At 58.7% G+C, this 26,791-nt stretch carries 26 protein-coding genes; 13 read left to right on the forward strand and 13 right to left on the reverse strand.

Annotation, left to right across the window (positions count from 1 at the left end):
* Nucleotides 1-44 precede the first annotated feature (44 nt).
* A complete protein-coding gene (locus K3727_22100) occupies nt 45-1,709 on the reverse strand; it encodes an ABC transporter substrate-binding protein (protein UWQ93687.1) in 1,665 nt (554 codons plus the stop codon).
* A gap of 419 nt (nt 1,710-2,128) precedes the next feature.
* Here K3727_22100 and K3727_22105 point away from each other — a divergent pair, with 419 nt between their 5' ends.
* Nucleotides 2,129-2,992 carry a carbon-nitrogen hydrolase family protein gene (locus K3727_22105; GenBank protein UWQ93688.1) on the forward strand — a complete coding sequence of 288 codons (864 nt, stop codon included), beginning with the start codon at nt 2,129-2,131 and terminating at the stop codon, nt 2,990-2,992.
* Nucleotides 2,993-3,404: 412 nt separating this feature from the next.
* On the opposite strand, the gene ehuA is transcribed toward K3727_22105, so the two are convergent.
* The 6 genes from ehuA to K3727_22135 form a co-directional block, all read right to left on the reverse strand.
* The gene (ehuA, locus tag K3727_22110) at nt 3,405-4,169 is read right to left on the reverse strand and encodes an ectoine/hydroxyectoine ABC transporter ATP-binding protein EhuA (protein ID UWQ93691.1); all 765 of its coding nucleotides are present in this window, start codon (nt 4,167-4,169) and stop codon (nt 3,405-3,407) included.
* A 60-nt stretch (nt 4,170-4,229) separates the two neighbouring features.
* Nucleotides 4,230-4,892, reverse strand: coding sequence for an ectoine/hydroxyectoine ABC transporter permease subunit EhuD (gene ehuD, locus K3727_22115; protein UWQ93562.1), 663 nt, complete (start codon nt 4,890-4,892; stop codon nt 4,230-4,232).
* A 3-nt stretch (nt 4,893-4,895) separates the two neighbouring features.
* The gene (gene ehuC, locus K3727_22120; GenBank protein ID UWQ93563.1) at nt 4,896-5,561 is read right to left on the reverse strand and encodes an ectoine/hydroxyectoine ABC transporter permease subunit EhuC; all 666 of its coding nucleotides are present in this window, start codon (nt 5,559-5,561) and stop codon (nt 4,896-4,898) included.
* A gap of 99 nt (nt 5,562-5,660) precedes the next feature.
* Complete coding sequence (locus K3727_22125; protein ID UWQ93564.1) at nt 5,661-6,500, reverse strand: transporter substrate-binding domain-containing protein; 840 nt, start codon at nt 6,498-6,500, stop codon at nt 5,661-5,663.
* Between the two features lie 163 nt (nt 6,501-6,663).
* Nucleotides 6,664-8,127, reverse strand: coding sequence for a betaine-aldehyde dehydrogenase (gene betB / locus K3727_22130; protein ID UWQ93692.1), 1,464 nt, complete (start codon nt 8,125-8,127; stop codon nt 6,664-6,666).
* Nucleotides 8,128-8,393: 266 nt separating this feature from the next.
* Nucleotides 8,394-8,837 (reverse strand): Lrp/AsnC family transcriptional regulator, encoded by a 444-nt coding sequence (locus tag K3727_22135; protein ID UWQ93693.1) that lies wholly within the window; start codon nt 8,835-8,837, stop codon nt 8,394-8,396.
* Between the two features lie 268 nt (nt 8,838-9,105).
* Between K3727_22135 and K3727_22140 the strand changes: the two genes are divergently transcribed.
* From K3727_22140 to K3727_22150, 3 genes are all read left to right on the forward strand, one after another.
* Complete coding sequence (locus K3727_22140) at nt 9,106-10,488, forward strand: aromatic ring-hydroxylating dioxygenase subunit alpha (protein ID UWQ93565.1); 1,383 nt, start codon at nt 9,106-9,108, stop codon at nt 10,486-10,488.
* Nucleotides 10,489-10,565: 77 nt separating this feature from the next.
* Nucleotides 10,566-11,582, forward strand: a complete 1,017-nt coding sequence (locus K3727_22145) for a D-2-hydroxyacid dehydrogenase (GenBank protein UWQ93566.1) — start codon at nt 10,566-10,568, stop codon at nt 11,580-11,582.
* Nucleotides 11,583-11,592: 10 nt separating this feature from the next.
* Nucleotides 11,593-12,480, forward strand: coding sequence for a 2-hydroxy-3-oxopropionate reductase (locus tag K3727_22150; GenBank protein UWQ93567.1), 888 nt, complete (start codon nt 11,593-11,595; stop codon nt 12,478-12,480).
* A gap of 79 nt (nt 12,481-12,559) precedes the next feature.
* Here K3727_22150 and K3727_22155 read toward each other — a convergent pair whose 3' ends face one another.
* Nucleotides 12,560-13,453 (reverse strand): LysR family transcriptional regulator, encoded by an 894-nt coding sequence (locus K3727_22155; GenBank protein UWQ93568.1) that lies wholly within the window; start codon nt 13,451-13,453, stop codon nt 12,560-12,562.
* A 153-nt stretch (nt 13,454-13,606) separates the two neighbouring features.
* Here K3727_22155 and K3727_22160 point away from each other — a divergent pair, with 153 nt between their 5' ends.
* The 6 genes from K3727_22160 to K3727_22185 are packed head-to-tail and all read left to right on the forward strand — an operon-like array spanning nt 13,607 to nt 19,306.
* Nucleotides 13,607-14,578 (forward strand): C-terminal binding protein, encoded by a 972-nt coding sequence (locus K3727_22160; GenBank protein UWQ93569.1) that lies wholly within the window; start codon nt 13,607-13,609, stop codon nt 14,576-14,578.
* A gap of 12 nt (nt 14,579-14,590) precedes the next feature.
* Nucleotides 14,591-16,222, forward strand: a complete 1,632-nt coding sequence (locus K3727_22165; protein UWQ93570.1) for a 5-guanidino-2-oxopentanoate decarboxylase — start codon at nt 14,591-14,593, stop codon at nt 16,220-16,222.
* Nucleotides 16,223-16,251: 29 nt separating this feature from the next.
* Nucleotides 16,252-17,265 carry a fatty acid desaturase gene (locus K3727_22170; protein UWQ93571.1) on the forward strand — a complete coding sequence of 338 codons (1,014 nt, stop codon included), beginning with the start codon at nt 16,252-16,254 and terminating at the stop codon, nt 17,263-17,265.
* Nucleotides 17,246-17,557, forward strand: a complete 312-nt coding sequence (locus K3727_22175; GenBank protein UWQ93572.1) for a non-heme iron oxygenase ferredoxin subunit — start codon at nt 17,246-17,248, stop codon at nt 17,555-17,557. Before K3727_22170 ends, K3727_22175 begins: the two co-directional genes overlap by 20 nt.
* Before the next feature lie 4 nt (nt 17,558-17,561).
* Nucleotides 17,562-18,824, forward strand: a complete 1,263-nt coding sequence (locus K3727_22180) for a Xaa-Pro peptidase family protein (protein ID UWQ93573.1) — start codon at nt 17,562-17,564, stop codon at nt 18,822-18,824.
* A 47-nt stretch (nt 18,825-18,871) separates the two neighbouring features.
* Nucleotides 18,872-19,306 (forward strand): VOC family protein, encoded by a 435-nt coding sequence (locus K3727_22185; protein ID UWQ93574.1) that lies wholly within the window; start codon nt 18,872-18,874, stop codon nt 19,304-19,306.
* Between the two features lie 75 nt (nt 19,307-19,381).
* Here K3727_22185 and K3727_22190 read toward each other — a convergent pair whose 3' ends face one another.
* Both K3727_22190 and K3727_22195 read right to left on the reverse strand, forming a co-directional pair.
* Nucleotides 19,382-19,705: a 2Fe-2S iron-sulfur cluster binding domain-containing protein gene (locus K3727_22190; GenBank protein ID UWQ93575.1), complete on the reverse strand. Its 324-nt coding sequence runs from the start codon at nt 19,703-19,705 to the stop codon at nt 19,382-19,384.
* A 16-nt stretch (nt 19,706-19,721) separates the two neighbouring features.
* The gene (locus K3727_22195; protein UWQ93576.1) at nt 19,722-20,120 is read right to left on the reverse strand and encodes a nuclear transport factor 2 family protein; all 399 of its coding nucleotides are present in this window, start codon (nt 20,118-20,120) and stop codon (nt 19,722-19,724) included.
* 324 nt (nt 20,121-20,444) lie between these two features.
* On the opposite strand from K3727_22195, the gene K3727_22200 reads away from it, so the two are divergent.
* The 3 genes from K3727_22200 (at nt 20,445) to K3727_22210 (ending at nt 23,295) form a co-directional block, all read left to right on the forward strand.
* Nucleotides 20,445-21,263: an ABC transporter permease gene (locus tag K3727_22200; GenBank protein ID UWQ93694.1), complete on the forward strand. Its 819-nt coding sequence runs from the start codon at nt 20,445-20,447 to the stop codon at nt 21,261-21,263.
* 90 nt (nt 21,264-21,353) lie between these two features.
* A complete protein-coding gene (locus K3727_22205) occupies nt 21,354-22,400 on the forward strand; it encodes an ABC transporter substrate-binding protein (protein UWQ93577.1) in 1,047 nt (348 codons plus the stop codon).
* A gap of 91 nt (nt 22,401-22,491) precedes the next feature.
* Entirely contained in the window at nt 22,492-23,295 is an 804-nt protein-coding gene (locus K3727_22210; GenBank protein UWQ93578.1) for an ABC transporter ATP-binding protein, read from the forward strand.
* Between the two features lie 94 nt (nt 23,296-23,389).
* Here K3727_22210 and K3727_22215 read toward each other — a convergent pair whose 3' ends face one another.
* From K3727_22215 to K3727_22225, 3 genes are all read right to left on the reverse strand, one after another.
* Nucleotides 23,390-23,845 carry an Lrp/AsnC family transcriptional regulator gene (locus tag K3727_22215; protein ID UWQ93695.1) on the reverse strand — a complete coding sequence of 152 codons (456 nt, stop codon included), beginning with the start codon at nt 23,843-23,845 and terminating at the stop codon, nt 23,390-23,392.
* Nucleotides 23,846-24,142: 297 nt separating this feature from the next.
* Nucleotides 24,143-25,159 (reverse strand): alpha/beta fold hydrolase, encoded by a 1,017-nt coding sequence (locus K3727_22220; protein UWQ93579.1) that lies wholly within the window; start codon nt 25,157-25,159, stop codon nt 24,143-24,145.
* A gap of 116 nt (nt 25,160-25,275) precedes the next feature.
* Nucleotides 25,276-26,718 (reverse strand): glutamine synthetase family protein, encoded by a 1,443-nt coding sequence (locus tag K3727_22225; protein ID UWQ93580.1) that lies wholly within the window; start codon nt 26,716-26,718, stop codon nt 25,276-25,278.
* Between the last annotated feature and the right edge of the window lie 73 nt (nt 26,719-26,791).

The following is a 26,791-nucleotide window of genomic DNA, read 5'->3' on the forward strand; positions in this document are numbered from 1 at the left end:
CCGCCCCTGGTCCACCATTGCGGCCCAGGGGCGGGATCAGTTCGTTAGGCAGACCAGGCCCATTTGTAGTGGTGGTCTTCGTGGGCAAGATGTTTGTCCACGCCTGTCAGACCCTCGACATGGTGGCGATAAAGCGACCGCCAATAGGGCTGGATGGTGACCGCCTCTTCCTGGATCAAGGCTTCGATTTTTGCCATGACGTCGCTGCGTTTGGCCGCGTCGGCAATGCCCAACGCTTCGTCAAGCAGCGCATCAAATTCGGCGTTTTCCCAACCGAATTCATTCCAGGCTGCCCCACTGCGATAGGCCAACGCGTGGATCTGAACACCCAGAGGGCGCGGGTTCCAGTTGGTCGAGCTGAACGGATATTTGGTCCAGTCGTTCCAGAAAGTCGCCCCAGGTAGAACGGTACGCTTCACCTTGAACCCAGCATCACGCAATTGCGCAGCCACCGCGTCAGTGGTGTTACGACGCCAGTCATCGTCGATGGAGTGGATTTCCATTTCGAAATCTTCCATCCCGGCTTCCTTCAACAGCTCCAGCGCCTTGGCTGGGTTGTATTCGGTGTCGCCGATGTCGCGGTATTCCGGGTGCACCGGACCGACGTGGTGATCCTGTGCGGGCTGGCCACGGCCAGCTGCACCCAGCTCCAGCAGAACCGCGTTGTCGGTCGCCAGTTGGATCGCCTTGCGGACGCGTTTGTCGGCATAGGGGCGGATGCCTTCGACTTCGGCCAGTTGGTTGGGACGGATTACGATGGTCGCCATGGTCACCACTTCGGATTTCACGAAACCCAGACCGTCCATCACGTCGATATATTCACCAACCGATTCATACAGCATATCGACTTCGCCGGAATCCAGCGCCGCCAGATAAGCCGACGGATCGGTACCAAAATCGATGTATTTGATGGTGTCGAGATAAGGGCCGCCATAGATCTCGGTGCCCCACCAGGTGTGGTTTGTATTGCGTTCCAGCGTGGCCTTGATGCCCACTTCCAACTCGGTGATCACAAACGGGCCGGTGCCCACAGCGTTCATGGTATCCGCCGGATCATAGCTGGAATGCACGATTGCCGCAGGATAGTCGGTCATACCGGCGATCAGCGAAATATCCGGCTTGACCAGGTTCAACACCACGGTGTGACTGTCGACGACTTCGACCACCCCGTCTTTCAGCTTCTTGGTGTCCGGGTCGACCATGCTCGACATGCGGCCCGCCATCGAGTTGCCCTCGACCCCGCTGTCGCACCAGCGTTCGACATTGTTGGCAATGTCCTGAGCGGTGAAATCGTCGCCATTGTTCCATTTGACGCCCTTGCGGACATTCAATGTGTATTTGGTGGCGTCGTCGCTGACTTCCCAGCTTTCCAGCAGCATGGGGCGGATGGTGCCGTCGTTGTTGAATTCGACGCAATATTCCAGCGTCCCACGGGTCACACAGCCGATTTCGGCCCAATCCATGGTACGTACGTCCTTGAGACCCTTGATCTGCATCTGCACCCGAAGGGTTCCGCCGTCTTTGGGCGTTCCGGCCGCCATCGCAGGGCTGGGTTCGCCAATCAGGCCATAGGCTGCAGCTGCAGTCACGCCGAACCCTGTCGCACGTGTCAGGAATTCGCGGCGGTCCATCAGACCGGCCTTGTATTCATCGACGTACATTTCCACCGCTGGGTGTTTTGCAGTGTTCACACCTTGATCAGTTTGCATCTTTAACTTTCCTTGCTGGTCTTCTGTTTCGGCGAAATTAGTCTTGTTTGCCTGAAGCTCGACCCAGTGCATAAACAACACATCTGTGCCAACTATCCTGTTCGCGCAAAGCGAGTAGTGCGTGGCAGGTCCAGTTCACTCAAACGAATTTTTCGATGGCATAGACCTTCTTTTTATTTTGAGTATGCAATTGCCTTGTATGCCCACGGTGTCCCAGATGAAGAAGTTGGAAAATTGACGCTCTGGAATGCGGGCGGGAACGTCTCATACCTGTTGGTGGTGCGAGAAAGCCATAATACGATCGGACTGACCGCTGGAAATACCCAGTACACCCACTTGGTCAAAGCCGGTCCAGCTCCACCTTGTTCATGACCACCAACAGCCTGATTACAGACAGAAGCCAAACGAAAGCCTGAAACATGACCATATCCGACACGCTCACTCTTTTGGCCTGCCAAATCTGTATTCCGCCGATGGCGACATCGGCCGAACGCGACGCCCATTTAACAGCCTCCACGACCAAAGTTCGCGCCGAACTGGACCGTGCTCAACGACCCGTCGATCTGGTTGTTCTTCCCGAATTGTCGAGCCTTGACTATGCGCGTGAAACCTTTGCGCAGCTGGACGATATTGCCGAGCCTTTGGATGGCGCATCTTTTCGGGCCTGGCGTCAGGTCGCGATGGATTTGAACGTTTTCGTGTCCTACGGATTTGCCCGCGCTGGTGACGGTGGTCCTTTTATCTCGATCGGGGTGGTTGGTCCGGATGGGGTGCTGGTCGGGTATTACGACAAACTTCACCTGGCACAATACGGTGCCTCGATGGAAAAGGAGTATTTCAACCGCGGCAACCATTTGTTTGTATTCGAAGTCAAAGGGTTCCGCCTTGCGCCGATTATTTGTTACGATATCCGCATTCCTGAATTGGCGCGTACTTTGGTCTTGGATCACGATGCAGATGCAATCCTGCATTGCGGGGCCTATTTCCGGGACGAGAGCTTTCACACATGGCACCCGTTTGCCATGACCCGCGCATTGGAAAACCAAGTGTTTTTCCTGTCGCTAAACCGCGCAGGAACCAGCTATGGCAATTCACTGTTTTGCCCGCCATGGCTCGATGAAAACACGCCACCGCTCAGATTTCCGCAGACAGATGAAGCCTTCCGCATCATTACCCTGGATCGCGAAACACTCGACACCGCGCGGCGAGAGTATACGTTCCTCAAGGACAAGTTGGGGACCTACAATATCTCCCTTCATGCACCACAGCGGTCAGGCACCTGAATATAGTGTTCTGAGTGAACCCGTATTTGGGCTAGGATGCGAAGAGACCGTTGTTTTGTGGCGGGCCGTGACACGCAGTTTATTGACCAGTACTAGGCGCGGGTGATCAGGTGATACCCCGGTGCAGCCAAGGCACGCACCATCGTAATCGGCGCATCGTCGATCCAAGTGGTTCGCCCCATAACAAAGAGCGTTTCATCGACGTCTGTTTCCAGCAATTCTGCTTCTCGGTCACGGGTTGGCCTGTGCGAGACGTCGATTGCGTTATGTTGGTCTCTGTGGGCGCGATGGTCGACCTGCGACGCCCGCGCATCAAGCGTCTTTGCGGTTTGCCAGGTTTGACCCGACTGTCGAGAACATCGCCGTCTGCCGGGAGCGCCTGCCAAAGCAGGCGAACCTGTGCAGATTGGGCTCAGTTCGATTCCAGTACCGCATTGAGGAACTGCTGGGTTCGCTCGTTCTTTGGCGCACCAAACAGTTCCACGGGGCTGCCCTGTTCCGCAATGGCACCGCTGTGAAAGAAGCAAACCCGGTCCGAGATATCGCGCGCAAATCCCATCTGGTGCGTCACCATCAGCATGGTCAGGCTGTGCGCATCGACCAGCTTGCGGATGACGTTGGTCACCTCGCCGATCACTTCGGGATCAAGCGCCGAGGTGACTTCGTCGAACAGCATCACCTTGGGCCGCATCGCCAGGGCGCGGGCGATGGCGACACGCTGTTGCTGGCCACCGGACAGGCGCGACGGGTATTGGTCCGCCTTGTCGGCCATCCCGACCATGTCGAGCAATTCCAGAGACCGCTCCTGCGCTTCTTTCTTGGACATGCCCAGCACCTGTACAGGCCCTTCCATGCAGTTCTGCAGCGCGGTCATATGCGGGAACAGGTTGAAGTGTTGGAAACACATCCCGATCTTGGAACGGATGCGGCGGATATGAGAGGCGTTGGCCGGCACCAGCACACCGTTTTTTTCCATATGGGTCAGCGGTTCGCCATCCACATAAATCACCCCACCGTTGATCGTTTCCAGCGTCATCAACATCCGCAGCACGGTGGTCTTGCCGGACCCCGACGGGCCGATGATCGTGACCATCTCGCCCATGTCGATATCCAGGTTCAGGTGATCCAGAACCGTCAGCGACCCATAGCTTTTGCGCACATTGGCAAACCGTACCATCGGAATGTTGTCCCCCTCCAGACGCAGGGGGTATTGGCTCATGTCTTCGGTGTTCATTGGTTACATTCCCATTCTACGGCGCACCCATTTTTCGAAACGGGCGATGAAAAACGCGGTCGGCAGTGAGATCGCAAGGAACAGCACTCCGACCAACGTGTAAGGTTCCAGATAGCGATAGCTTTGCGCGCCTACGGCATTTGCCGTGTGCATCAGCTCGGCGACACCGATCACCGACAGCATCGGCGTATCCTTGAAAATGCCGACCAGATAATTGCCCATCCCCGAAATCGCAGGCGGCAAGGCCTGGGGAATGATCAGCCGCCGATAGGTCTGCACCGTCGACATGTTGATCGCGGTCGCGGCCTCCCACTGGCCTTTCGGCACGCTTTCAATGCCGCCGCGATAGACTTCGGACAGATAGGCGGCGTAGTGGACGCCAATCGCGATCAGACCCGAGGTCCAGGGCGACAAGTTGATGCCGAATTGTGGTCCTACATAAAAGACAAAGAACACCTGCAGCAGTAGCGGGGTCGACCTGACGAACTCTACCACCTCGCGCACGCAGAAGGTTAGCGGACGCCATGGGGTACGCTGCGCCAGCACCAGTACCAGCCCCAGAACAACCGCAATCAGATATCCGCCACCGGCCGCCAGCAAGGTCTTGCCTGCGGCCTCGATAAACCGGGGGAGAAGCTCCCACGTCCAATCCCAACGCCATTCCATGGCTCAGGCCCTCCCGATCTTGAACGCCATCTTGCGTTCGAATGCGCGCATGAATGGCGTCACGCAAAAGCGTGCGAAAACGTAGTAGATGATTAATGCAGTGCCAAAGGTTTCAATCGACAGGAAGGTCGAGATGTTGATCTGGCGGGCGTGGAACATCAGGTCGGTCACCGAAATCAGCGCCACCAGCGCGGTGCCTTTCAGGATCTCGATCACCAGGTTGCCCCAAGGTGGCAGCATGATAACCAGCGCCTGCGGCAGGATGATCCGGCGCATCCGCTGAGCGGTCGTCATGTTTATGGCCATGGCGGCCTCCCATTGCCCTTTTGGCACGGCAAGGATGGCACCCCGGACCAGTTCGGCACCATAGGCGCCCATGTTCAGACCGACGGCGATGAAACCGGCGGTGAATTTATCCATGGTGATTCCAAACAGGGGCAGCACAAAGAAGATCCAGAACAGTTGGACCAGCAACGAGGTGCCGCGAAAGATTTCGATATAGACGGTGGCGGCCCCTTTGATCGCGGGGTTCGACGCAAGGCGCATCAGGCCAAAGGTCAGCGCGATGGCGACCGAAACAACGGTGGCCAGCACGAACTGCACCAGCGTGATCAGAGACCCGTCGACCATGCGGCCGCCATAGTCTTGGAGGAATTCAAAGTAGGACAAGACAGGCGTTCTCCGCTTCTGTCCCGATGAGGGGAGTTGAGGGGGGGCGGTGCCCAGGAACCGGGGCACCGGGTCTTGATTGCGAGAGAGAGGCGCGCCTTAGCGGTTGGCGCAGGCCCATTCCATGGACGCGTCGTCACCGGGTACGTTCGACGGCAGGTAGTCCCACTGTTCGACCTTGGACAGCATGTCGTCGGATCCGATGTACCCCGGCATCGCCGCGTTGAAGTCGGCGCGGAACTGATCGTCTTCGGGGTGGAAGCCGACGGCGACCCAGTTAAAGGTCCACTGTGGCAGCGCATTGGTGTCGGTATGGCCGATCCCGTCGGTTTTCGCCGCCAGATCATAGGCTTCGACCGCCGTCATGGCGCCAATCTCGGCGCGCCCAGCCTTGACCGCCGCCAGCACTTCGGTGGTGCCGGGCAGCTGCATGATCTTGCTTTCCGGGATGCCGACCTTCAGCGCCTCTTCGACATTCACATAGCCCGCAACGGCCGCCATGGTGACACCGGCGTTCTTGATGTCCTCGTAGGTCTGCAGGCCGCCCGGATTTCCATCGGGCACGATAAAGGCGTTGCCGAACTGGCCGATCGGCTCGGAAAAGTCGATATTGGCGCAGCGCGACCCCAGAATGTACATGCCGCCGGTGATCACATCAACGCGGCCCGCCATCAGGCTGGGGATTAGACCGGCCCAGTCGGTGACAACCGGTTCGATTTCGGTGTGACCCATTCTGGCCAACAGATCGAGCGTGATCTGGTTCACAAAGCCCAGCGGTTCATTGTTTTCGCCCGGATGCGCCCAGGGCGCGGCAGCGGCAAAGCCGAGACGGATCGGTTCACCCGCAGCGATGCGATCTTCGAGCGGCCCCGCGAGCGTGGCGCTGGCCGTCAGGGCCAGGGTGGCGGAAACGATGCTTCCCAGAAGTTTGGATTTCATTGGTGGTTCTCCTTGCTGTTGGACATGACGCACCCGGTCCGGCGACTGGATCGCCAGATGGTGGGCCGGATTTCCCGACGCACGGTTTTCCGCATCTTTTCGGGAGAGAGAGGGCCGGTGGTCACCTCACGAGGCGCAGTCACCGGCGAGAATTGGTTTGGGTTCAGTAGGGCGCTTGGACACCTCCCATTTCGACATAGACGGATTTGATCTGACTGTAGTGATCCAGCGCCGCACGCGAGTTTTCGCGGCCAACGCCGGATTTCTTGACCCCGCCAAATGGCATTTCGACGGGCATGATATTATGGGTGTTGATCCAGCAGGTTCCCGCATGAATGCGGTCGATCACCCGGTGGGCGCGCTGCAGGTCGCGGGTAAACACGCTGGCGGCCAGCCCCAGGTCAGTGTCATTGGCGCGGGCGATCACCTCGTCCTCGGTGCTGAATTCCAGGATGGACAGGACCGGGCCAAAGATCTCTTCGCGGGCGATCCGCATGTCGTCGGTCACCCCCGTGAACACGGTGGGCAGCACATAAGCGCCCCGTGCCAGCCCATCGCCTTTGGCCCGGCCTCCGCCACACAGCAACCGGGCCCCCTCTTCTCGCCCAAGCTGCATGTATGACAGCACTCTTTCCATATGCGCCTGCGAAATCAGCGGCCCCATCTGGGTTTCGGGGTCCAATGGGTCGCCCAGACGGATGGCGCGCACGCGTTCGACAAGGCGGGTTTCGAATTCCGCACGGATGTTGCGATGCACGAATACCCGGGTTCCATTGGAACAGATCTGCCCGGCGGAATAGAAATTCGCCAGGATGGCACCGCTGACCGCTGCGTCCAGATCCGCGTCGTCAAAAACGATCAGGGGGGATTTACCGCCCAGCTCCATCGTCACATGTTTGATATCCGCGCCCGCCGCTGCCATCACCCGCGCGCCGGTTTGCACCGACCCGGTGAGAGAGACCTTTTCGATGTCCGGATGCGCCACCAGGGTGCTGCCCACTTCGCCATATCCCTGTACCACATTATACAGCCCTTTGGGCAACCCGGCTTCGGTCAGGATCTCGGCGACCTTGAGCGCACAAAGCGGCGTGACCTCGGACGGTTTGAATACAACAGCATTGCCACAGGCCAGCGCTGCGGCACCCTTGTAGGCCGCGATCTGGGTGGGGTAATTCCAGGCACCGATGCCCAGACACACCCCCAATGCGATGCGTTTGGTATAGACGAAACTGTCGCCCAGCGGGATGCATTCACCATTGATCGTACTGGCAATACCGCCATAAAATTCAAAGGCTTCTGCGCCCGACAGCGCATCCGCGACGATGGTTTCTTGATAGGGTTTACCGGTGTCGAGCGTTTCCAGCACCGACAGATCATGATTGCGGTCGCGCATGATATCGGCGGCCCGGCGCAGGATGCGGCCACGGTCCGCCGGCAGGGTGCGTTCCCATTCCACTTGCGCGCGTTTGGCGCTGGCCACTGCACGTTCGATCAGCGCCGGTGTGGCGGAATGCAGACGGGCGACGACCTCTCCGGTCGCGGGGTAAACGCATTCGATCAGCGCGCCGGACGCGTCTTCCACATAGGCGCCGTCAATGTAATGAGAGGCGACCGGCTGGGCGCGCAGATCCACCGAGGAGTCGCCTGCGGCAGTTCTGGTTGGATGGTCCAGTGTGACTTGCATAGAAGCTCCCCCTCCAAGCGGAGAATCACAGACGGTTCGCGTCGCCTGATTCGTGGCTGGTCTTGGAAAAGGTTACGCCCGAAAAAACGTATTACGCAATACACTTTTCGGATACATTATTTTTTTGCCCGTAACTTCCACTTTTAGTACGAAATTCGAAAAGAAGCCTCATAAATGGCGCATATCACGCAATATCGCGAATCCCAGCGCTAGCCCCAGTTGCTTTTCAGCAGGAACTGATTCTTGAAATTCTTGAGCCCCGTCATCACGTCGCTTGACCCGATATCGGGGCTATTGTGGACATGTTCGCTGAGGACCGCCAAAAAACCCGCGCGATCCTCGCTGACGATCTCGATCAGCAAGTCATAAGCACCGCTGACCCAGACCACATAGACGATCTCATCCAGCTGCGCCAAACGGGTCGCGACGTCCTCGGGCCGGTGGCCCGGTGCGACTTTCAGGCCGATCATCGCTTCGGTCCGGTATTCGGAAACCCCGGGATCGGTGATCGCCACAATGCGCAGCGCGCCGCCGGACTTCATCGCTCCGACTCGGTTGCGCACGGTGCCTTCGGACACGCCCAACTGCTGAGCGATCTCAGAAAACGCCATACGCCCGTCGCGCTGCAACCGGTCGATGATTTCGCGGTTCAGTCGGTCGTCCAACAATGCCAGCCCGGCGCTGCGCGCCCCGCCCTCTGTTGCCAGGTTACGTTTTCGCACATTCGGGTCGCTTTGACGGGTCTGATCACTCATGGGAGGCTCCAAAATTTCGAATATCGAATTTATAGAGCGGAAAACGTAGTTTTTTGAAGCATATTTTCGGTTGACGCAGACGATTTCGCAATCAACCTTCGAATTACAGTTTTTGCGGCAGCCTCGGCCACCGCCATACAGACCCCAAACAAGGAGGTAGCGACCCATGACAACCGCAACCCAAAAGCCCGAAGTCAGCACTTTTGCAGGTAATTTTCAGGGCTATGCCCAATCTCAACCAGCTGAAATTGATGAGGAAATCTCACGCGTCGGACCGGCGACCCCTGGAGGCGAATATCTGCGCCGCTTCTGGCACCCAGTCTATATGACAGACGACCTGGGTGACCTACCCAAGGCAATCACCATTCTGGGCGAAGAACTGGTTCTGTTCCGCTATGGCGACGGTACGAAAATCGGATTGGTGCACAAATACTGCCCGCACCGTCGCGCTTCGTTGGAATATGGCAAATGCGAAACCCGCGGCATCCGCTGTTGTTACCACGGCTGGCTGTTCGCGCCCGATGGCGAAATCCTCGAAGCTCCGGCCGAGGATTCAACCGCCCGCGCTGTGGAAATGGTCAAGGAACGCACCCGCCTGGGTGCCTATCCGGTGATCGAATATCGCGGACTGATTTTCGCCTATATGGGCCCGTCGGACAAACAGCCGGACTTCCCGATCTATGACGCCTTTGAACACGAAGGCATGACCAGTGCGCCTTACAAGGCACCCTATACCTGCAACTGGATTCAGGTGCAGGACGCGATCATGGATCCGACCCACACCACTTTCCTGCACAGCCAGAATAGCCACCCGCAGTTCTCCGAAGGGATGATGGCCAGCGGTCAGCTGAAATTCTACGAGCGTCACGAAAACCACTTCCTTGGCACATCGACCCGCCGCATTGGCGATAATGCCTGGGTGCGCCTGAACGAATTGATCCTGCCGAACTTTACCCAGGCTGGATCCGCCTATGCCGCCGACGGCACCGAACAGCGTTACTTTGGCCGGTCGTGCTTTACCCGTTGGGTGGTGCCGGTCGATGACGAAAACACCATGGTCTATGCTTGGGCCAACTTTGGCGACCGCTGGGATCCGCATGAATACAACACCCGCGAAGGTCACGAAAAGATGGAGCAGGGCGAGGTGCTGGACCGCACCCCCGAAGAAAAGCAGCGCTATCCCGCTGACTCCGAAGCGGTTGAAGGCATGGGCGCGATTTCCACCCACAAGGGCGAAAACCTGATGCCGACCGACCGTGGCATCTCGCTTTATCGGCGCCGGGTGCGCAAGGCGATCCGCGATCTGGCAAATGACAACATCGAACCACCCCAGCCCAAGACCTTTGAAGGCCATTCGGTACGCACTTACGGCCAGGACACGGTGCTAACCATGCCCGCGATCGAAGGCCGCGATGACGGGGAATACCTGATGTCGATCGGTGCCGCCGTCATGGATATGCAGTTCGATCACGAAGACTGGTGTGACGAAAACCGCGACACATCAATCATCGCAAAGCTCAAAGAGATCGAAGCCAATGGCATCGGCTAAATCCGGCTGCGCCTCCTGCCCCAATGCGGGGCAGGGTGGCTGCTCTCAATTCGCGCGAACGACAAAGGACAAAACCGATGACCGTGAAGGTTCACGTCAAAAATAACCGCTGGGCCGAAGGCTCATTCCCGAACACGCCCGAAGGCGAAGAGGTATTCACCGTCACCCGTGACCGGTTTGAAAGTGCGCTGGCTGAGTTTCCTGGCGTGCAGGGTCAGCTTGATCCGTTTGTCGATTGGGACACAGACAATTGGGCGAGCTCCATGGCCGAGGCCGAGGTGCTGTTGACCTGGGACATGCCAACCGAAAATCTGGCCGAAGTGGCGCCAAACCTGAAATGGATTCACTGCATTGGTGCAGGTGTCGAACACATGCTGCCGATGGACTGGCTACCGGATCACGTAACGCTGACCAACAACAAGGGCGTGCATGCGGCCAAGGCTGGTGAATTCGGGCTGATGGCAGTGCTGATGCTGCATTCGCATATGCCCGCCATCGTCACCAACCAGCGCAGCGCCGTCTATGACTCGCTTTATTGTTCGCCGATCGCGGGCAAGACGCTGGTGGTGCTGGGCACCGGATCGCTGGGCGGTTCCGGCGCGGCGATGGTAAAACCGCTGGGCGTCAATTTGATCGGGGTAAACCGGTCGGGCCGCGACGTGGAAGGTTGCGACCGCTGTGTCACCACCGAACAGCTGGACGATGTGCTGCCGCTGGCCGACTACCTGCTGATCGCCACGCCTGACACGCCGGAAACCCGTGGGCTTATGGATCGCCGCAGGCTGGACCTGATGAAGCCCACCGCCGGCATCGTCAACATCGGGCGCGAAGCGGTGATGGATTACGACGCGCTCTGCGACAAACTGGAAGAAGGCTCAGTGGGCGGTGCCATCCTCGATGTGTTCGACCCGGAACCCATCGCGGCAGAGTCGCGCCTGTGGAACACCAAGAACTTGATCATCACGCCGCATGTCTCGGCCGATGACGGCGACGCCTATGTGCCGCTGACGCTGGGGCTGTTCTTCCGCAATATGGAGCTGTTCCTGAAGGGCGAACCGCTGCTGAACCCCATCGACCCCAAGCTTGGATACTGAGGAGTTACTCATGAATATCGGATTTATCGGCCTTGGCGTCATGGGTGCCCCGATGGCGGGGCACCTGGCGGATGCGGGCCACACGATCTTTACCTGCCTCAACCGTTCGCCGCTGCCGGATGAGCTGTCGGGCAAAGCGGTGGAGGTCGTCGGCTCCCCCGCCGAAGTCGCGGCCCATTGCGACACGGTCATTGTCATGGTGCCGGACACCCGGGACGTGGAGCGGGTGATAACCGGCGAAAACGGCGTGCTGATCAATGTGCACGAAGGCTCGCTGGTGATCGACATGTCGTCGATCAGCCCGATTGCCACGCAGGAACTGGCCGCGGCAGTGAACGCCAAAGGCGGGCTGTACGTCGACGCGCCGGTGTCGGGCGGCGAGGTCGGGGCCAAGGCCGCCAGTCTCACCATCATGTGCGGCGGGCCGCAGGCAGCGTTTGACCGGGCGACGCCGCTGTTTGAGGTGATGGGCAAGAACATCACCCTGATCAGCGAAAACAATGGCGCAGGCCAGACTTGCAAGATCGCCAACCAGATCATCGTCGCGCTGAACATCGAAGCGGTGGCCGAGGCGCTGGTGTTCGCCTCCAAAGCCGGCTGTGACCCGGCCAAAGTGCGCGAAGCGCTGATGGGCGGGCTGGCCACATCACGCATTCTGGAGGTGCATGGTGAGCGAATGATCAAGCGGACCATGGATCCGGGATTCCGCATCAACCTGCATCAGAAAGACCTGAACCTGGCGCTGAGTTCCGCCAAGGCGCTGGGGGTGTCGCTGCCCAACACCGCGACGGCGCAGGAACTGTTCAATTCCTGCGCGGCCCATGGCGGCGCGAATGACGATCATTCCGGCATGGTCAAAGCGCTGGAGCGGATGGCGAACCATCCGGTCGCCGAGTAAACACACGACTTAGTGGCGGTCCCGCATGACGGGGCCGCAATATCAAAAAATTCTGCGAATTTTTTAGCCCGCCCGGACGTCAGGTCCCGGATTTTCCTAACAGCCAATCCATGAAACGCACCGCGTTGGGGGTCGGGTTGTCCACCTGGTTCTGCACCACGAAATACCCATCTCGACCAGGAATCCGGATGTCGAAGGGCACGACAAGCTCTCCCCGCTCGATCATCCGGTCAACCAGCGTGCCGTGGCTCATCGACACCCCCTGCCCTTCGCGCGCCAGGTTCAGTGCCAGCACATAGGTGCTGAAATAGTGCCGGTTCGACAGCGAAATGCTGCGCAGGCCCGCCTGTTGCAACCAGTAGTCCCAGGCATCGCCAATCCCGGTCAGATCCAGAATGCGTTCCCCCGCCAGATCCTGTGGATCGCGCAGACGGTCGGCCACCGACGGCGCGCAGACGGGAAAGAGGAACTCCGCCCTCAGCGCATGGGTACGCCCGTCGAACCGTTCTTCCTTGCCATAGTGGATTTCAATATCGGCGTTGCTCTCCAGGAAATCCTGTTCCCACAGCGCGGTTGAAATTGTCATTTCGACGTCCGGATTTGCCTCCATGAATTCATGGATATGCGGCGTCAACCAGAAGGTGGCAAAAGCGTAGTTCGATTTGATGTGCAAATTGCGATCTGACGAATAGCCCAGAAAGCTGCGCGTCCCTTCCTCGAGCGCGTTGAACGCGCGCACCACGGTGGGCAGATAGTTCCGCCCCGCCTCGGTCAGGCGCAGGCCCCGGTGGCCGCGCAGAAACAGCGGCTGATTCAGGTGTTGTTCCAGCAATCGCACCTGTTTGCTGACGGCTGATTGCGTAATCAACAGTTCCTCTGCCGCATCCGTAAAGGACAAATATCGCGCCGAAACCGCGAAGGCGCGCAGCCAATGTAGCGGCGGTGTCGAAATTTTTCGTTCATTTGCAGACATTTGCTAGCCTCGAAACAGGTATTCCATTTCGTCGCACCATGCACTGAAATTGGTCGTTTGAAAAGATGCACACAAATTGCCCTTATCGAAATCAGCAAAAATGTCTGCCGATCCAACGGTCAGGCCACAGCACCCCAGCAAGGAGACAAAGGTTTGAAAATCGCCTTTACCGATTTCGTTCAGCCCGATCTTGACCTAGAAACCGCGCTCATCACTGACGCCGGGCTCGAGATGGTCGTGGCGGACCCGCACTGCACCACCGAAGATGAGGTGATCGCACTAGTCAAATCCAGCGGTGCCGATGCCATCGTGTCGCTTTATGCGCCGATCACCGAAAAGGTGTTTGCCGCCCTGCCCAACCTTCGCATCGTCAGCGTGCCGCTGGTCGGCGTCGATGCCATCGATATGGAAGCGGCAGGCAAACACGGTGTCTGGATCGCCCATATCCCCGACGCCTGGGTGTCCGAGGTCGGCGTGCATGCAGCCGCCATGGCCCTGTCGCTGGTCCGCCATCTGCCCTTCTATGACCGCTCGGTGCGCGAACGTCGCTGGAACTACGAAGAGCCCGGCGTGCTGCACCGCACCCATGACATGACCTTCGGCCTGATGGGCTGTGGCCGTATCGGCCAGCAGGCCGCGCGCAGTGCTGCGCCCAGTTTCGGCAAGGTCATCGCCTATGACCCCTATATGCCCGCCGACGCCTGCCCCGATTGTATCGCACAGGTCGCCACGATCGAAGAGCTGTTCGAACGCGCCCATGTGGTGTCGCTGCATTCGCCGCTGACAGCGGAGACGAAACACATCGTCAACGCCGACCTTCTGGACCGGATGCAAAAGGGCAGTTTCATCGTCAACGCCTCGCGCGGAGCGCTGATCGACCCGAACGCGCTGCTGGCGGCACTGGATAGTGGTCAGCTGGGCGGCGCCGGTCTCGATGTGTTCGAGGTCGAACCGCCCAACCCGGATGATCCGCTGCTGCATCACCCGCGGACGGTCGTGTCGCCGCATGCTGCCTATTACTCGGTCGAAGCCGACGAAGAGGGCCGCTCCCGCGCCATCAAGAACGTCATCACTTACGCCAACACAGGCGCCCCGGATCACTACGTCGTCAAAGGCGAGAAATAGGACATGCGCGATATGCCCCCTGAAAATCAAACCGATACAACCGAAATGACCTGCGGCGAGGCGTTGCTGCATCTACTCAAGGCCTACGGGATCGACACCGCCTTTGGCATCCCCGGTTATCACACCGTCGAATTCTACCGGAACTTTGACAAAATGGGGATCCGCCAGGTAACCCCGCGCCACGAACAGGGCTCGGCCTATGGTGCTTATGGCTATGCCGCGGCGACCGGCAAACCGGGCGTCTGTTTCCTGGTCACCGGCGCAGGCGTCACCAACGGCGCCACCGCGATTGGCGAGGCTTATTCCAATTCGATCCCGATGCTGGTGTTCACCACCATGAACAACGTGCATGAACTGGGCATGAACGGCGGGCGAATGCACGAACTGCGCTCGCAAGAGGACATCCTGGGTCAGGTTTCGGCGTTCACCCACACCCTGCTCGACGCCAAGAACCTGCCCGAAGTTCTGGCGCGTGCCTTTACCGCTTTCAACTCGGGCCGTCCGCGCCCTGTCAGCATTCAGATCCCGCAGGACGTGCTGGCAGGCCCGGCAGGCTTTGACATCGACGCCTGGCCCACAGCGCCGCGGGCAGGTCCCGACCCGGAAGAAACCGTGCGGATCACCGATATGCTGGCCGATGCCAAAACACCGATGATCGTCGTGGGCGGTGGCGCAATCCGGGCTTCGGACGAAGTGTTGAAACTGGCCGAACGGCTGGACGCGCCGGTGGTCAACAGCTGCGCGGGCAAGGGCGTCATCCCCGAAGATCACCCGCTGTGCCTGGGCTTCACCCAGGCGTTCGACCCGGTGCGCGACATGCTGCGGGATGCGGATGTGGTGCTGGCCGTAGGCACGGAATTTGCCGAACCCGACCGCTATTTCACCGCTGATTACCCGATCAATGGCCAATTGATCCGCATCGACATCGACCCCGGTCAGCTGATGCATTATTCGAAACCCAGCGCCGCGTTGCTGAGCGACAGCAAATCCGCGCTGACCGCGATCCTGTCGGGGCTGGAACACCGCAACGGTCCGCAGGTGACCACCGCCGGCGCGACACGCGTGGTCGAAGCAAGCGCCCAGTTCAACGGCGATCTGTGCAAGGAATCCCCGAAACACAAAAAAGCGCTGGAGATCATCCACGACGTGCTGCCAGATAATACTATCATCAGCGCCGACGCCTCGCAGATCTGCTACACGGGGCTCTATCACTATCCGATGAAGCACCCGAACCTGTTCCATTTCCCCAATGGATACGCAGCCATGGGTTTTGGCATGCCGGTCGCCATCGGCATGAAGGTCGGCGCGGGTGACCGTCCGGTGGCCTGCATCACCGGCGACGGGTCCTTCCAGATGACGATCGAGGAGTTGGCGGCCGCCGTCGAACAGAACCTGTCGATCCCCATCGTGGTCTGGTCCAACGGCGGCTATCAGGAAATCCGCGAATATATGGACAGCAAGGGCCTGCCCACCATCGGCTGCAATATCTACAACCCCGATTTCACCAAAATCGCCGAGGCGTTCGGCGCCCGTGGCTTTCACCCGCAAAGCGGGGATGAACTGCGCGCCGCGCTGGAAACCGCGCTGGTGTCCGAAGGGCCGACGATCATCGAAATCGATGAAACCGACGCCTGGCTGCAATAGCAGTCGGGCCCCGGGTTGGAGGACGCGATATGATCACGAACGCAATAACGTCCAACATCAAAATGGACAAAAAACAGCTCAAGGCGTTGATGCGGCGCAGCGACCGGCCCGGGCTGATATATCTGATTTCCTGGGTCGCGCTGCTGGTGGTAACCGGCATTCCGGTCCTGCTCAGCGTCGGGAGCTGGGGGTTTGTTCCCGCCATCCTGCTCTATTCGGGATGTTTCGCTGTGTCGGCCTATGCGCTGTCCCATGAATGCGCCCACGGCACCGCCTTTCGCACCCGCTGGCTGAACGAGGCGGTGTTCTGGATCACCTCGCTGCTTTATTACGAGGAACCCCTGCACCGCCGCTACTCCCACGCCAGCCACCACACCCACACCTGGATCGAAGGCGAAGACAACCAGATGCCCTACGCCCCGATCCCGCTGACCTTTGCGGGCTGGGTCGAGGAGATCCTGGGCCTGGGTCTCTACTGGCATCAGACCAAGATGTTCGTGGCCCATTCACTGGGGGTTTTTTCGGATAACGTCAGACGGGTGACGCCGGTCAGCGAATTGCCCCGGATGCAGCGCAACACCCAGATTTGCGTGGCAATCTATGTCGGGCTGGCAGTGGTCAGCATCTATGCGGGCTGGATGTGGCCGGTCTATCTGATCGTCATTCCCCGCGTGCTGGGCGGCCCGATCATGAACGCCTTTATCCTGATGCAACATGTGGAAATGGCGGAAAACCAACCCAATATCGTGCAGTCCACGCGCAGTTTCCGCACCAATTGGTTCTTTCAGTTTCTCTATTTCAACATGAACCATCACATCGAACATCACCTTTATCCCACGGTGCCGTTCCACGCCCTGCCCGACCTCAGTGATAAACTGGGCGACCAGTTGCCTGCCCCGGATCCCGGCTTTCTCAGCACCCATTGGGAGGTTCTGAAAATCACCATCCGCCGCTCGCTGGGCCGCAACGACCGGTCCCGCAAAATCCGCCAAGCCTTTTCCGACGACCTGACAGGAGCCGAAAATGACCGCTCAATGGCATGACGCCTGCGCCACCAATGATGTGGACGACGAAGATCTGATCACGATGAAGCTCGCAGGCCGAGTGGTCGCGATCTACAACACGCCCGAAGGGTTCTTTGCCACCGCCGGCATGTGCACGCATGAGGATGAATCGCTCGACGGCGGGCTGGTGATGGACGGGGTGATCGAATGCCCGCTGCATCAGGGCCGGTTCTGCGTGCGCACGGGCCGTGCGCTCAGCGCGCCTGCGGTGGAAAACCTGGTGACTTACGAGTTGCAGGTCAAAGATGGCCGCGTTTGGGTAAAGGTCTGATCCCATGCGCTTTGCCGACATGACCCTGACCCAGGCTGCCCGCACCACGCCGGTGGTCGAAATGACCGACACGCTGGAGATGATCGACCTCGCGAAAATGCGGGCTTATCGGTTGCAGCGCCTGCGGGACGAGATGAAACGCCAGGACGTGGGCGGCTGCGTGCTGACCTCGGTCTATTCGATCCGCTACGCCACCGGCATGCGCGACGCGGGCGTTATGCAAAGCCATATTCCGCTGAGCTATCTGTTTGTCCCCGCCGAAGGACCAACGGTCTATTTCGACGGCGAAACCGGTAAGCAGATCGCACACGGGCTGGAGACGATTGACGAACTGGGCGACGAGGCGATCCAGATCTCCTACATGTTCGCGGGTCAGCGCATGGACGAGATGATCGACCGCTGGGTCAACCAGATCGCCGCGCTGATGCAGCGCCATGGCGGTGGCAGCAAACGGCTGGGCATGGAAAGCCCGGTGCCGCAGGTGGCGGCGCTGTTTGCGAACAAGGGGCTTGAGGTTGTTCACGCCCATAAGGTCATTGAACCCGCCCGCGCCATCAAATCGGTCGAAGAAATCCTGTGCATGAACTACGCCATCGCCGTGGCCGAAGACGGCATGTGGCGAATGCGCGAAGAACTGCGCCCCGGCATGACCGAGATCGAACTGTGGTCACACCTGTGGAAGGCCAATGTGGAGGCCGGGGGCGACTGGATCGAAGGCCGCCTGCTCGCCGCCGGAGATCGCACAAACCCCTGGCTACAGGAGGCGTCGGGCCGGATCATTCGCCCCGGCGAACTGGTGGCGTTTGACACCGATATGGTCGGCCCGCTCGGCTATTCGGCGGATGTCTCGCGCACCTATTACTGCGGCTCGGGCCGTCCGACCGATTACCAGCGCGAACTCTACGGGCGGGCGTATGAGGAGATTCAGCACAATCTGGAACTCATGAAACCCGGCATGTCGTTCCGCGAGGTGACGGAAAAGGGCTTCAGACAGCCCGAACAATTCCGCGACCAGCATTATGCGGTAATGGCCCATGGCATCGGCATGTCCGACGAATGGCCCTGCATCTACTACCCCCAGGACGAGGCCCTGATTTATGACGGCGAACTGCAACCCGGCATGGCCATGTGCGTCGAAAGCTACGTGGGCGAGATCGGCGGGGCCGAAGGCATCAAGCTCGAAGAACAGGTGCTGATCACCGAAGACGGCTGTGAACTCCTGTCGAAATTCCCGTTCGAGGACAACCTGCTGGGCCATGAGGTCTGAACCCGCTAGCCTCTCCCGCATCACGTCCCCGGGAGAGCGTAAGAGAAATGAAACTGAAACACGTCAGCCTGACTGTCCGGGACATCGACCGGTTGACCTGGTTTTATATGGAGGTCTTCGGATGTGAGATCCGCCGCCCCCTCACCGTTCTGAGCGGCGCAGCGTTCAGCAAGGGCAACGGGCTGCCCGGCGTGAAAATCCGTTCTGCCTGGCTCTCCCTGCCCGGGTCCGATTCGTTCCTTGAGTTGCTGGAATACAGCGAAACAGCGCCGCGTACCCGGCCCCGGGTCAATGAACCGGGCTGGGGGCATCTGTCTTTTGCCGTACCCGACATCCACCAGACCTGCGTGCAGATCATCGGGCACGGCGGGGAGTGGCAGGGTGACATCACAAACCTCGGCTCAGACACGGCCCCCTTTCTGGCCATCTACATGCGCGACCCCGAAGGCAATATTCTGGAACTGGAGCAGAGCGCTTCCTAAGCCCGTCGGTCCGGCACCATGGTAAGACGGTTCATGCCGGTTGCAGCATTGCTGCCGCAACCGGCATGAACAGGGTCAGATCTGCTTTTCCGGCAGATGCACCACCAGACCATTCAGGTCGTCAGTCACTTTGATCTGACAGGTCAGACGCGACCGAACCGGATCCGGTTCCCAGGCAAAATCCAGCATGTCCCGTTCCATGTCGTCCATACCCGGGATCCTGGCGGCCCAATCCGGGTCCACATAAACATGGCAGGTGGAACAGGCGCAGGCCCCACCACAATCGGCCTCGATCCCGGGTAGATTGTGGTCACGCGCACCTTCCATCACGGTCAGGCCGGCGGCCACTTCAACGACATGCTTGGTGCCGTCATGTTCGACATAGGTGATCTGAGCCATCAATGTCAGTCCTTTCTCATTCAGCCGGTATGGCGGTTTCATTGGGATTGTCGGTGAAATAGGCGATGCGTTCGTTCAGCACGCCGGTCTGGTCAAAGCGGATACAGGCGGCACCGCGAAATTCGGTTCCGGTGACGCGCCACCAACACCAAGCAATCGCAGGGGCGACTGCGGGATTCGTATCCACAACCGTCAGATCCGAATACTGCAAGAACGGCACGGGCACCTTGCCGCCCGCCATTTCAGCACCTGCTGCACGGAATTCCTCAAAAAAACGACGAAAACCGTCGCGCCTGATTCGTCCTGTGTCCGGGTCATCGTAGAAGAACGTAGGGGCGGTCGCCGACAGGCTCAGGTCCGCGTCCCCTGTGCGCCAGCCTTCCAGATAGAGGTCAAGCCATTCTCTTTGCTGCATTTTTTAAAACCACCTTAGCGAAATTGCAAAACCGCGGGCTACGCCAAACTGCGCTGGGGCTGCTTAGCTTGAGAGATTCGCAGGCACCTGACCCTTAGCCTACTGGTTCAGCCGAAAACTGACCGAAAATCAAACAATAAATTCATATTAGAGAGGGCTGAATTGCGTATTAGGCAAAATAAAGGTTGCAATATTACTGATTCAGCATACCTTGATTCGTAATTCGCAAGCCACGCTGCCCATCATGCCCCAGATCGGGAGAGCGGCCCCAACAGGAGGGACCTTGTGACCGGAACAGTCAGCAATTCAACTTCTTCGGCAGGAATGCCGAAACCGAATACTCCAGTGCCACGGCAACGGTTCTTCGAATTCAAGAAGGATATCCCCGCCAGCTGGAGCGTGATCCTCGGCATCGCCGTCTGGATTTGTTTCTTTGGCTTTTGGGAATTCGCGGTCTGGCAGCAATGGACCAACGAAATTCTGCTGCCCGGCCCGGTCAAGGTGCTGGACGCACTCTATACCATGTTCGCTGAAAACGGGTTTTTCAACGATGTACTAATCAGCGTCTGGCGCGTCATGTTCAGCTTTGGGCTGGCCTGTGCCGTCGCCATCCCGCTGGGCATCCTGATGGGCACCTTTCGCACAGTCGAAGCCTTCTTCAGCCCCTTTGTGTCCGCTTGGCGCTATCTGCCTGCCCCGTCGTTCATCCCGCTGTTGCTGATGTGGTTCGGTGCCGGCGATACCCAGAAACTGGCGCTGCTGTTTATCGGGGTGATCTGGTTCCTGATCACGCTGATCTCGGATCACGTCAAGGCCGTGCCTGCGGATTTGATCCGGACCTCGGTCACTCTGGGCGGCAGCCGCTGGCAGGTGCTGCGCACCGTGGTGGTGCCCGCCTCGCTGCCCAATATCACGATTGCCATGCGTCAGATGCTGGCGGTCAGCTGGACCTATCTGGTGATTGCCGAAATCACCGCCGCAGATGCGGGTATCGGTGCCGTGATGATGCGCGCCAAACGGTTCCTGCATGTGGACGAAATCATGGCCGGGATCCTGGTGATCGGTGTGCTTGGCCTGTTCTTCGATTTCCTGCTGCGCCAGGTGTACCGCTTTGCATTCCCCTATCTGGAGGGCCGTAGCTGACCCCAAAGACATGACCCAATACGCCCATCAAGCGGACAAACCGCACAGGTCGAAACCTATGGGCTTTCCCAACAGGAAAAGGAGACAAACATGAACCGGACCCAATTGCGCAACACGACAGCAGCCCTGTTACTTGCCTGTGCCCCAACGTTCGCCACGGCAGCCGAAGAGGTCAAGATCTCAGGCTTCACCTGGCCCGGCTACGGCTTTTGGCACATTGCGATCGAAAAGGGCCTGGCCCCGGATCTGGACCTGCAATACCAGACCATCGAAGACCCCTATGAAAGCTTCAACCTGGTTGCAGCCGGGCAGATGGATGTGGTCAGCTCGACCGCGGAATTCACCCCTGTTGGCGTCGAAAGCGGCCTGCCGATCAAACTGGTGGCATTCGGAAACCTCTCCTATGGCACGGACAAGATCGTCGCCGGCCCAGGCATCAACAGCGCCCAGGATCTGGTCGGCAAGGAAGTCGCAGTTCTGGAAGGGGGACTGTCGCAGATCTTTGTCGCCATGTGGTTGGAGCAGAACGGGCTAGCCTATGATTCCGTCACCTATCGCAACATCATCGCCGATGACGCATTCGCCGCGATGATCGGCGGTGGCGTGGCCGCGTCCGAATTCTGGGAACCCTACGGTGCCAACACGCTCAAGGCGCTGGATGGCTCCAGTGTACTGGCCCAGTCCAAAGATTCCTATTGGCTGCAACAGGGCGTGGTCGCCGACGGGCACTACATGTCCGAAACCTTTGTGACGGAACGCCGCGAAACCGCGCGCAAGACGCTCAAGGCAATGTATGACGCCATCTCCTGGTGGCAGGACAACCCGACCGAGGGCAACCAGATCATCGCCGACGGCATGAAGATGAGCGTCGCCGATGTGGAGCTGGTGCTGGGCAAGGATGGGTCGCGCACCGATGGCGGGCTCTATGTCTACGACTTTGTAGAAGCTGCGCAATTCTGCGGCTCGGCCCCTGGCAATCCGCCCTTTGATCAAACCAATGGTCAGATCAACGACCATTGGAACCTGGTCAGCGAATGGTGGGTTAAATTCAACCTGATCAAATCAGTTCAAGCCCCGGACAAAGGTATCGAATGCGACCTGCACCGCGAGCTTTATGACGCTGGCTATCGCGGCTGATCAGCTCTTTTGAATTGACCTCACCGGGGTCGGGCGGAATCCCTGTCTGCCCGGCCTCACCCCCCTCTCCTTACGACGCAAAGGGCCTGCCATGCCTCTGGACGATGTCATCCTGACCGCCACCAATGTTTCAAAAACCTTTGGGAAAAAGACCAACACTGTCGAGGCGCTGCGCGAGGTCTCATTCTCGGTCGCCCGGAACGAGCTGTGCATTCTTCTGGGTCCGTCAGGTTGCGGAAAATCCACCCTGCTAAACATTGTGGCCGGGCTCGAAGATCCCTCGGGCGGTGGCGTCAGTCTCGAAGGCAAACGCATCCATGGCCCGGCGCGCGAACGCGGCATGGTGTTCCAAAGCTACACCTCATTTCCCTGGCTGACGGTGTTCGAAAACGTCGAATACGGGATGAAGCTGAATGGCGTACCCAAGGCGGAACGCCGCGAACGGGCCGAAAAGTTCATCGATCTGGTGCATCTGACCCGGTTTCGCGACGCCTATCCCAAAACGCTGTCGGGCGGCATGAAGCAGCGCGTTGCCATCGCACGCACCTTGGCCAATGAACCCGATATCTTGCTGATGGACGAACCCTTTGGCGCGCTGGATGCAGAAACCCGCTGGCACATGCAAGAAATGCTGCTCGAGATCGTCGAAACCACCCACACCACGATTCTGCTGGTCACACACGACATTCAGGAGGCGATCTTTCTTGCCGACAAGATAGTGTTTCTGTCAGCGAACCCCGGACGGCTGAAAACCATTCTCGAACTGGACTTCAAAAAGGGCAAAGAGCTGAAAAGCAAGGAAGATCTGATCGCCCTGCCCGGCTATCTCGAATGCGAACGCGAAATCACCGCGCTGATGCGGGCCGAGGCTGGAAAGAGCAAGGACGATTACTGATCCTGAGGGTCGGGATCCTCCCCTCATCACGCCAGGCGACATGCCTGGCAATCAACCTGCTAGCCGGACTCGCATGACCCCTCAGCAGCAGGCTTCAGCCCTGCTGCTGTTCCCAGTCCCGCTTCAGCAGGAACTGGTTCTTAAAGTTCTTCAGGCCCAGCATCACTTCGGCGTCGACAATGTCCTCAACACTGTGGATGTGATCTTCGAGGAACGAGGCCATATTGTCTGGCTCATCACAGACGATTTCGATCAGCAGGTCAAACCGCCCGGTCACCCACAAAATGTAAACAACGCTCGACACTTTGCTTAGCCGGTCAGCCACCGCCTTGGGCGTCACACCCGGGGCAACCTTGACGCAGACCATGGCGTCAGCCTTGTATTCGGTGGCGCGCGGATCGGCGATGGCGACAATGCGCAGCATCCCGGCCTCTTTCATACCGTTGACACGGTTACGAATGGTGCCTTCGGAGACTTTGAGCTTCTGGGCGATTTCAGAAAACGCCATGCGCCCGTCCTGTTCCAGCATTTTGACGATTTCGCTGTTCAGGCGCTCTTCGACGGAATGGGTGCCACGCTGGCGCGTGGGTTTGTCCGGATCGTTGCGTCGTATCGTGGAATTCAAAATGCGCCCCTGTTCACCTCAAACTGGCGCGCAGGCTGTCTGCGGCCCTTCTTTGCGATCAAACATAAGGTGACGGACAGACGATTGGCAAACGCATCCCGATTGAAAAGGGGCCACTGCGGCCTGTGGAACACGATTTTCTGCGAATTCGTTACCAAGATGCCGCATTTGTCTTCGGTATCGGCAGATGATCCCGTGACCCATCGTTTTTTTCAAACGGGATTAACGCTGTAGAAGCTCCTGAATGTTGGCATCAAGCTGCGCGGTGAATCCGGTGTCATTGCCGGGGTTGGCGGCGCAATGGCCAAAATCGGACGCATACGGTCGGAAGATCGCGCCAGGGATCAACGCGGCCTCGATCTCGTTATCTTCAGGCGGAAAATAAAGATCACGGGTACAGGGCATCAGGATCGTGCGGGCCGTGATCGACCCCAGAGCTGTCTTGAAGTCCCCGTTGAACACTGGTCCGGCGCTGACGTCGCCCGCCTGCCAGGTCGCCAGCTTGCACAGCAGATTGTTGGCATCCCAGTTTTCCGCGTGATCAGTGGCCCAGTCGTCCATCAGCGCGGCCGGATTGTCATATCCCAACTGTTGATACAGCCCATCGCGATAAAACGCCTGTGAAAACGCCCAACCCGCATAGACCCGGCCAAAGGCTTTCAACCCCTCAATCGGTTGGGTGTCATAATGCCCACCGTTCCACACAGGATCGGCGCACAGTGCGGCTTTGACTCCTTCGAGGAAGACGAAATTATGCGGCGAGGTACGTGCCGAGGCGCAAAACGGCAGGATCGCGTGCACCATATCAGGGTATTGCGCCGCCCATTGATAGGACTGGCACCCGGCCATCGACCAGCCGGTGACCAGCGCGATCTGTGTCACGCCCAGTCGCTCGGTCAGCAACCGATGCTGCGCGGCAATATTGTCGTGCAATGTGATGTGGGGAAAATTCCCCCCCGCTTGATCGCCTGTGGTGTTGCTGGGCGACGAAGACACACCGTTGCCGAACAGATTGACCGAAACGATGAAATGGCGCGCTGGATCCAGCGCCCGGCCGGGCCCAAAAAATCCTTCGTTGCGGTCATGGCTGCCGGTGTAAAAGGTCGGCATGACAACGACATTGTCACCCGCAGGAGACAAAGTGCCGTAGGTTTTATAAGCCAGCTGGGCCCCTTTGAGCACGCCACCACCAAGGAGTGGATGATCGCCAAGCTCAAAGATTTCATAATCGCGGGACATAGCCGGCCTTTCGAGGATAAAAGTAGGCAAACAACGCCCTTGTTGACGATGTTTGCCCAGGTGGAACAAGGCGGACGGGAGAGCGATGTCCGCGTTGCCAGGGATCTTTGATCGGATCAGTACAGCCGCAGATATTCCTGCACTTCCCAATCGGTAACCGACTGGTGATAGCGTTCCCATTCGTCATTCTTGTACTCAAGGAACGAATGGCGCATCACTGGACCCATGACATGTTTGGCCATGTCGTCGTGGCGCAGGGCTTCGATCGCGGCATACAATGTGCGCGGCAGACGGCGGATGCCCAACTCTTCCAGCTCGGCTTCGGTTTTGGCGTAGAGATCAAAGTCGGTGGGCTTGCCCGGGTCGACCTTGTTTTTGATCCCCTGCACCGCGCAGGTCAGATGCATCGCCATGGCCAGATAGACATTCATGGTCATATCGCAGGCGCGGTTTTCGATGCAGTGACGGCTTTGCGGCAACCGGAACTGGGCCGAGCGGTTGTTAAAGCCATAGGTAATGTTGGTCGGCGCCCAGGTTACAGTGCCGCCTTCAAACCCACCCACACGCGGCACCAGGCCGTTATACGAGTTCACAGTCGGACAGGTGATCGCGGTGATCGCCTCGGCATGCTGCATCAGGCCACCCACGGCCCAGCGGCTTTCATCCGACCAATCGCTGCCATCGGGGGTTTCAAATATGTTTTCACCCGGGCGGCTTTCGTGGTGCATCGACATGTTGATATGTGCGCCCGACCGCCAGTCGCCGACAGTGGGCTTGGGCATGAAGGTCACGAACATACCGTGCTTCTTGGCGACTTCTTTCAGCACGATCCGCAGGAACGCCAGACGGTCGGACATTTCCAGCATGTTGGTATAGTGGAAATCCAGTTCAAACTGGGAATAGGCTCCTTCGGCCACCACGTCATGCAGGTTCCAGCCCATGCCTTCGATGATGTCGATCATGTCCTTGAGAAAGGGCATCGAGTCGATCGAATATTCCACGTCATAGCCAAATGCCTGACGCCGCGGCGAGATGGCTTTGCCCAGATCATCGTCAAACGCTTTGACCGGCAAGCCATTTTCGTCATACTTCATGACGATGAATTCAGGCTCGACACCCGCATACCCGGTGTATCCGTCTTCCGCAGCTTCATGCATCGCACGCTTCAGCGCCTGACGCGAACAGACATTATACGGTGCATCTTCCCAATAGAGATCCGAGAAGATGATCGCCAACGAAGTGTCCCAGGGGCAGATATAGACCGCGTCCAAATCCGGAACCACGACCTGGTCGCTGTCGGCCGGGCTCAGCTCGGGTACGAATGAGATCGAGTGCACCGCAAACTGCGGTCCCTTGCCCAGGCAGAGCTGTTCAAAATCGCTCATCGGTACCGGTTTGGTTTTGGGAATGCCGTGCAGATCGATCCAGGCCGCCATGACGTATTTCACGCCGGCTTCTTCCAGGTACGCTTTGACTTCGGAAATGCGGGGGCGATTGCGTTCAACCGCGTCCTCGAAACGTTTGTAATAGATCTGCGATGCCGGATTCGACTTCAACATTCTGGAATACCTCCTGTTCGGCGCTGCCGCCTTTGCTTGTTCATTCCGTCAACCACGCGTCTGCTGTTTAGAC

This window comes from Rhodobacteraceae bacterium M382 (assembly GCA_025141015.1).
Taxonomy (GTDB): domain Bacteria; phylum Pseudomonadota; class Alphaproteobacteria; order Rhodobacterales; family Rhodobacteraceae; genus Aliisedimentitalea; species Aliisedimentitalea scapharcae.

Excerpts from the sequence above, each read along its gene's own strand:
- K3727_22105 (UWQ93688.1), top strand. The coding sequence starts at position 2,129 with ATGACCATATCCGACACGCTCACTCTTTTGGCCTGCCAAATCTGTATT.
- K3727_22165 (UWQ93570.1), top strand. The coding sequence starts at position 14,591 with ATGCCCCCTGAAAATCAAACCGATACAACCGAAATGACCTGCGGCGAG.
- K3727_22170 (UWQ93571.1), top strand. The coding sequence starts at position 16,252 with ATGATCACGAACGCAATAACGTCCAACATCAAAATGGACAAAAAACAG.
- K3727_22100 (UWQ93687.1), bottom strand. The coding sequence starts at position 1,709 with ATGCAAACTGATCAAGGTGTGAACACTGCAAAACACCCAGCGGTGGAA.
- K3727_22175 (UWQ93572.1), top strand. The coding sequence starts at position 17,246 with ATGACCGCTCAATGGCATGACGCCTGCGCCACCAATGATGTGGACGAC.
- K3727_22140 (UWQ93565.1), top strand. The coding sequence starts at position 9,106 with ATGACAACCGCAACCCAAAAGCCCGAAGTCAGCACTTTTGCAGGTAAT.
- K3727_22225 (UWQ93580.1), bottom strand. The coding sequence starts at position 26,718 with ATGTTGAAGTCGAATCCGGCATCGCAGATCTATTACAAACGTTTCGAG.
- K3727_22200 (UWQ93694.1), top strand. The coding sequence starts at position 20,445 with ATGCCGAAACCGAATACTCCAGTGCCACGGCAACGGTTCTTCGAATTC.
- ehuA (UWQ93691.1), bottom strand. The coding sequence starts at position 4,169 with ATGGTACGGTTTGCCAATGTGCGCAAAAGCTATGGGTCGCTGACGGTT.
- K3727_22205 (UWQ93577.1), top strand. The coding sequence starts at position 21,354 with ATGAACCGGACCCAATTGCGCAACACGACAGCAGCCCTGTTACTTGCC.
- K3727_22195 (UWQ93576.1), bottom strand. The coding sequence starts at position 20,120 with ATGCAGCAAAGAGAATGGCTTGACCTCTATCTGGAAGGCTGGCGCACA.
- K3727_22185 (UWQ93574.1), top strand. The coding sequence starts at position 18,872 with ATGAAACTGAAACACGTCAGCCTGACTGTCCGGGACATCGACCGGTTG.
- ehuD (UWQ93562.1), bottom strand. The coding sequence starts at position 4,892 with ATGGAATGGCGTTGGGATTGGACGTGGGAGCTTCTCCCCCGGTTTATC.
- K3727_22210 (UWQ93578.1), top strand. The coding sequence starts at position 22,492 with ATGCCTCTGGACGATGTCATCCTGACCGCCACCAATGTTTCAAAAACC.
- K3727_22180 (UWQ93573.1), top strand. The coding sequence starts at position 17,562 with ATGCGCTTTGCCGACATGACCCTGACCCAGGCTGCCCGCACCACGCCG.
- K3727_22125 (UWQ93564.1), bottom strand. The coding sequence starts at position 6,500 with ATGAAATCCAAACTTCTGGGAAGCATCGTTTCCGCCACCCTGGCCCTG.
- K3727_22220 (UWQ93579.1), bottom strand. The coding sequence starts at position 25,159 with ATGTCCCGCGATTATGAAATCTTTGAGCTTGGCGATCATCCACTCCTT.
- K3727_22190 (UWQ93575.1), bottom strand. The coding sequence starts at position 19,705 with ATGGCTCAGATCACCTATGTCGAACATGACGGCACCAAGCATGTCGTT.
- K3727_22150 (UWQ93567.1), top strand. The coding sequence starts at position 11,593 with ATGAATATCGGATTTATCGGCCTTGGCGTCATGGGTGCCCCGATGGCG.
- K3727_22155 (UWQ93568.1), bottom strand. The coding sequence starts at position 13,453 with ATGTCTGCAAATGAACGAAAAATTTCGACACCGCCGCTACATTGGCTG.
- K3727_22145 (UWQ93566.1), top strand. The coding sequence starts at position 10,566 with ATGACCGTGAAGGTTCACGTCAAAAATAACCGCTGGGCCGAAGGCTCA.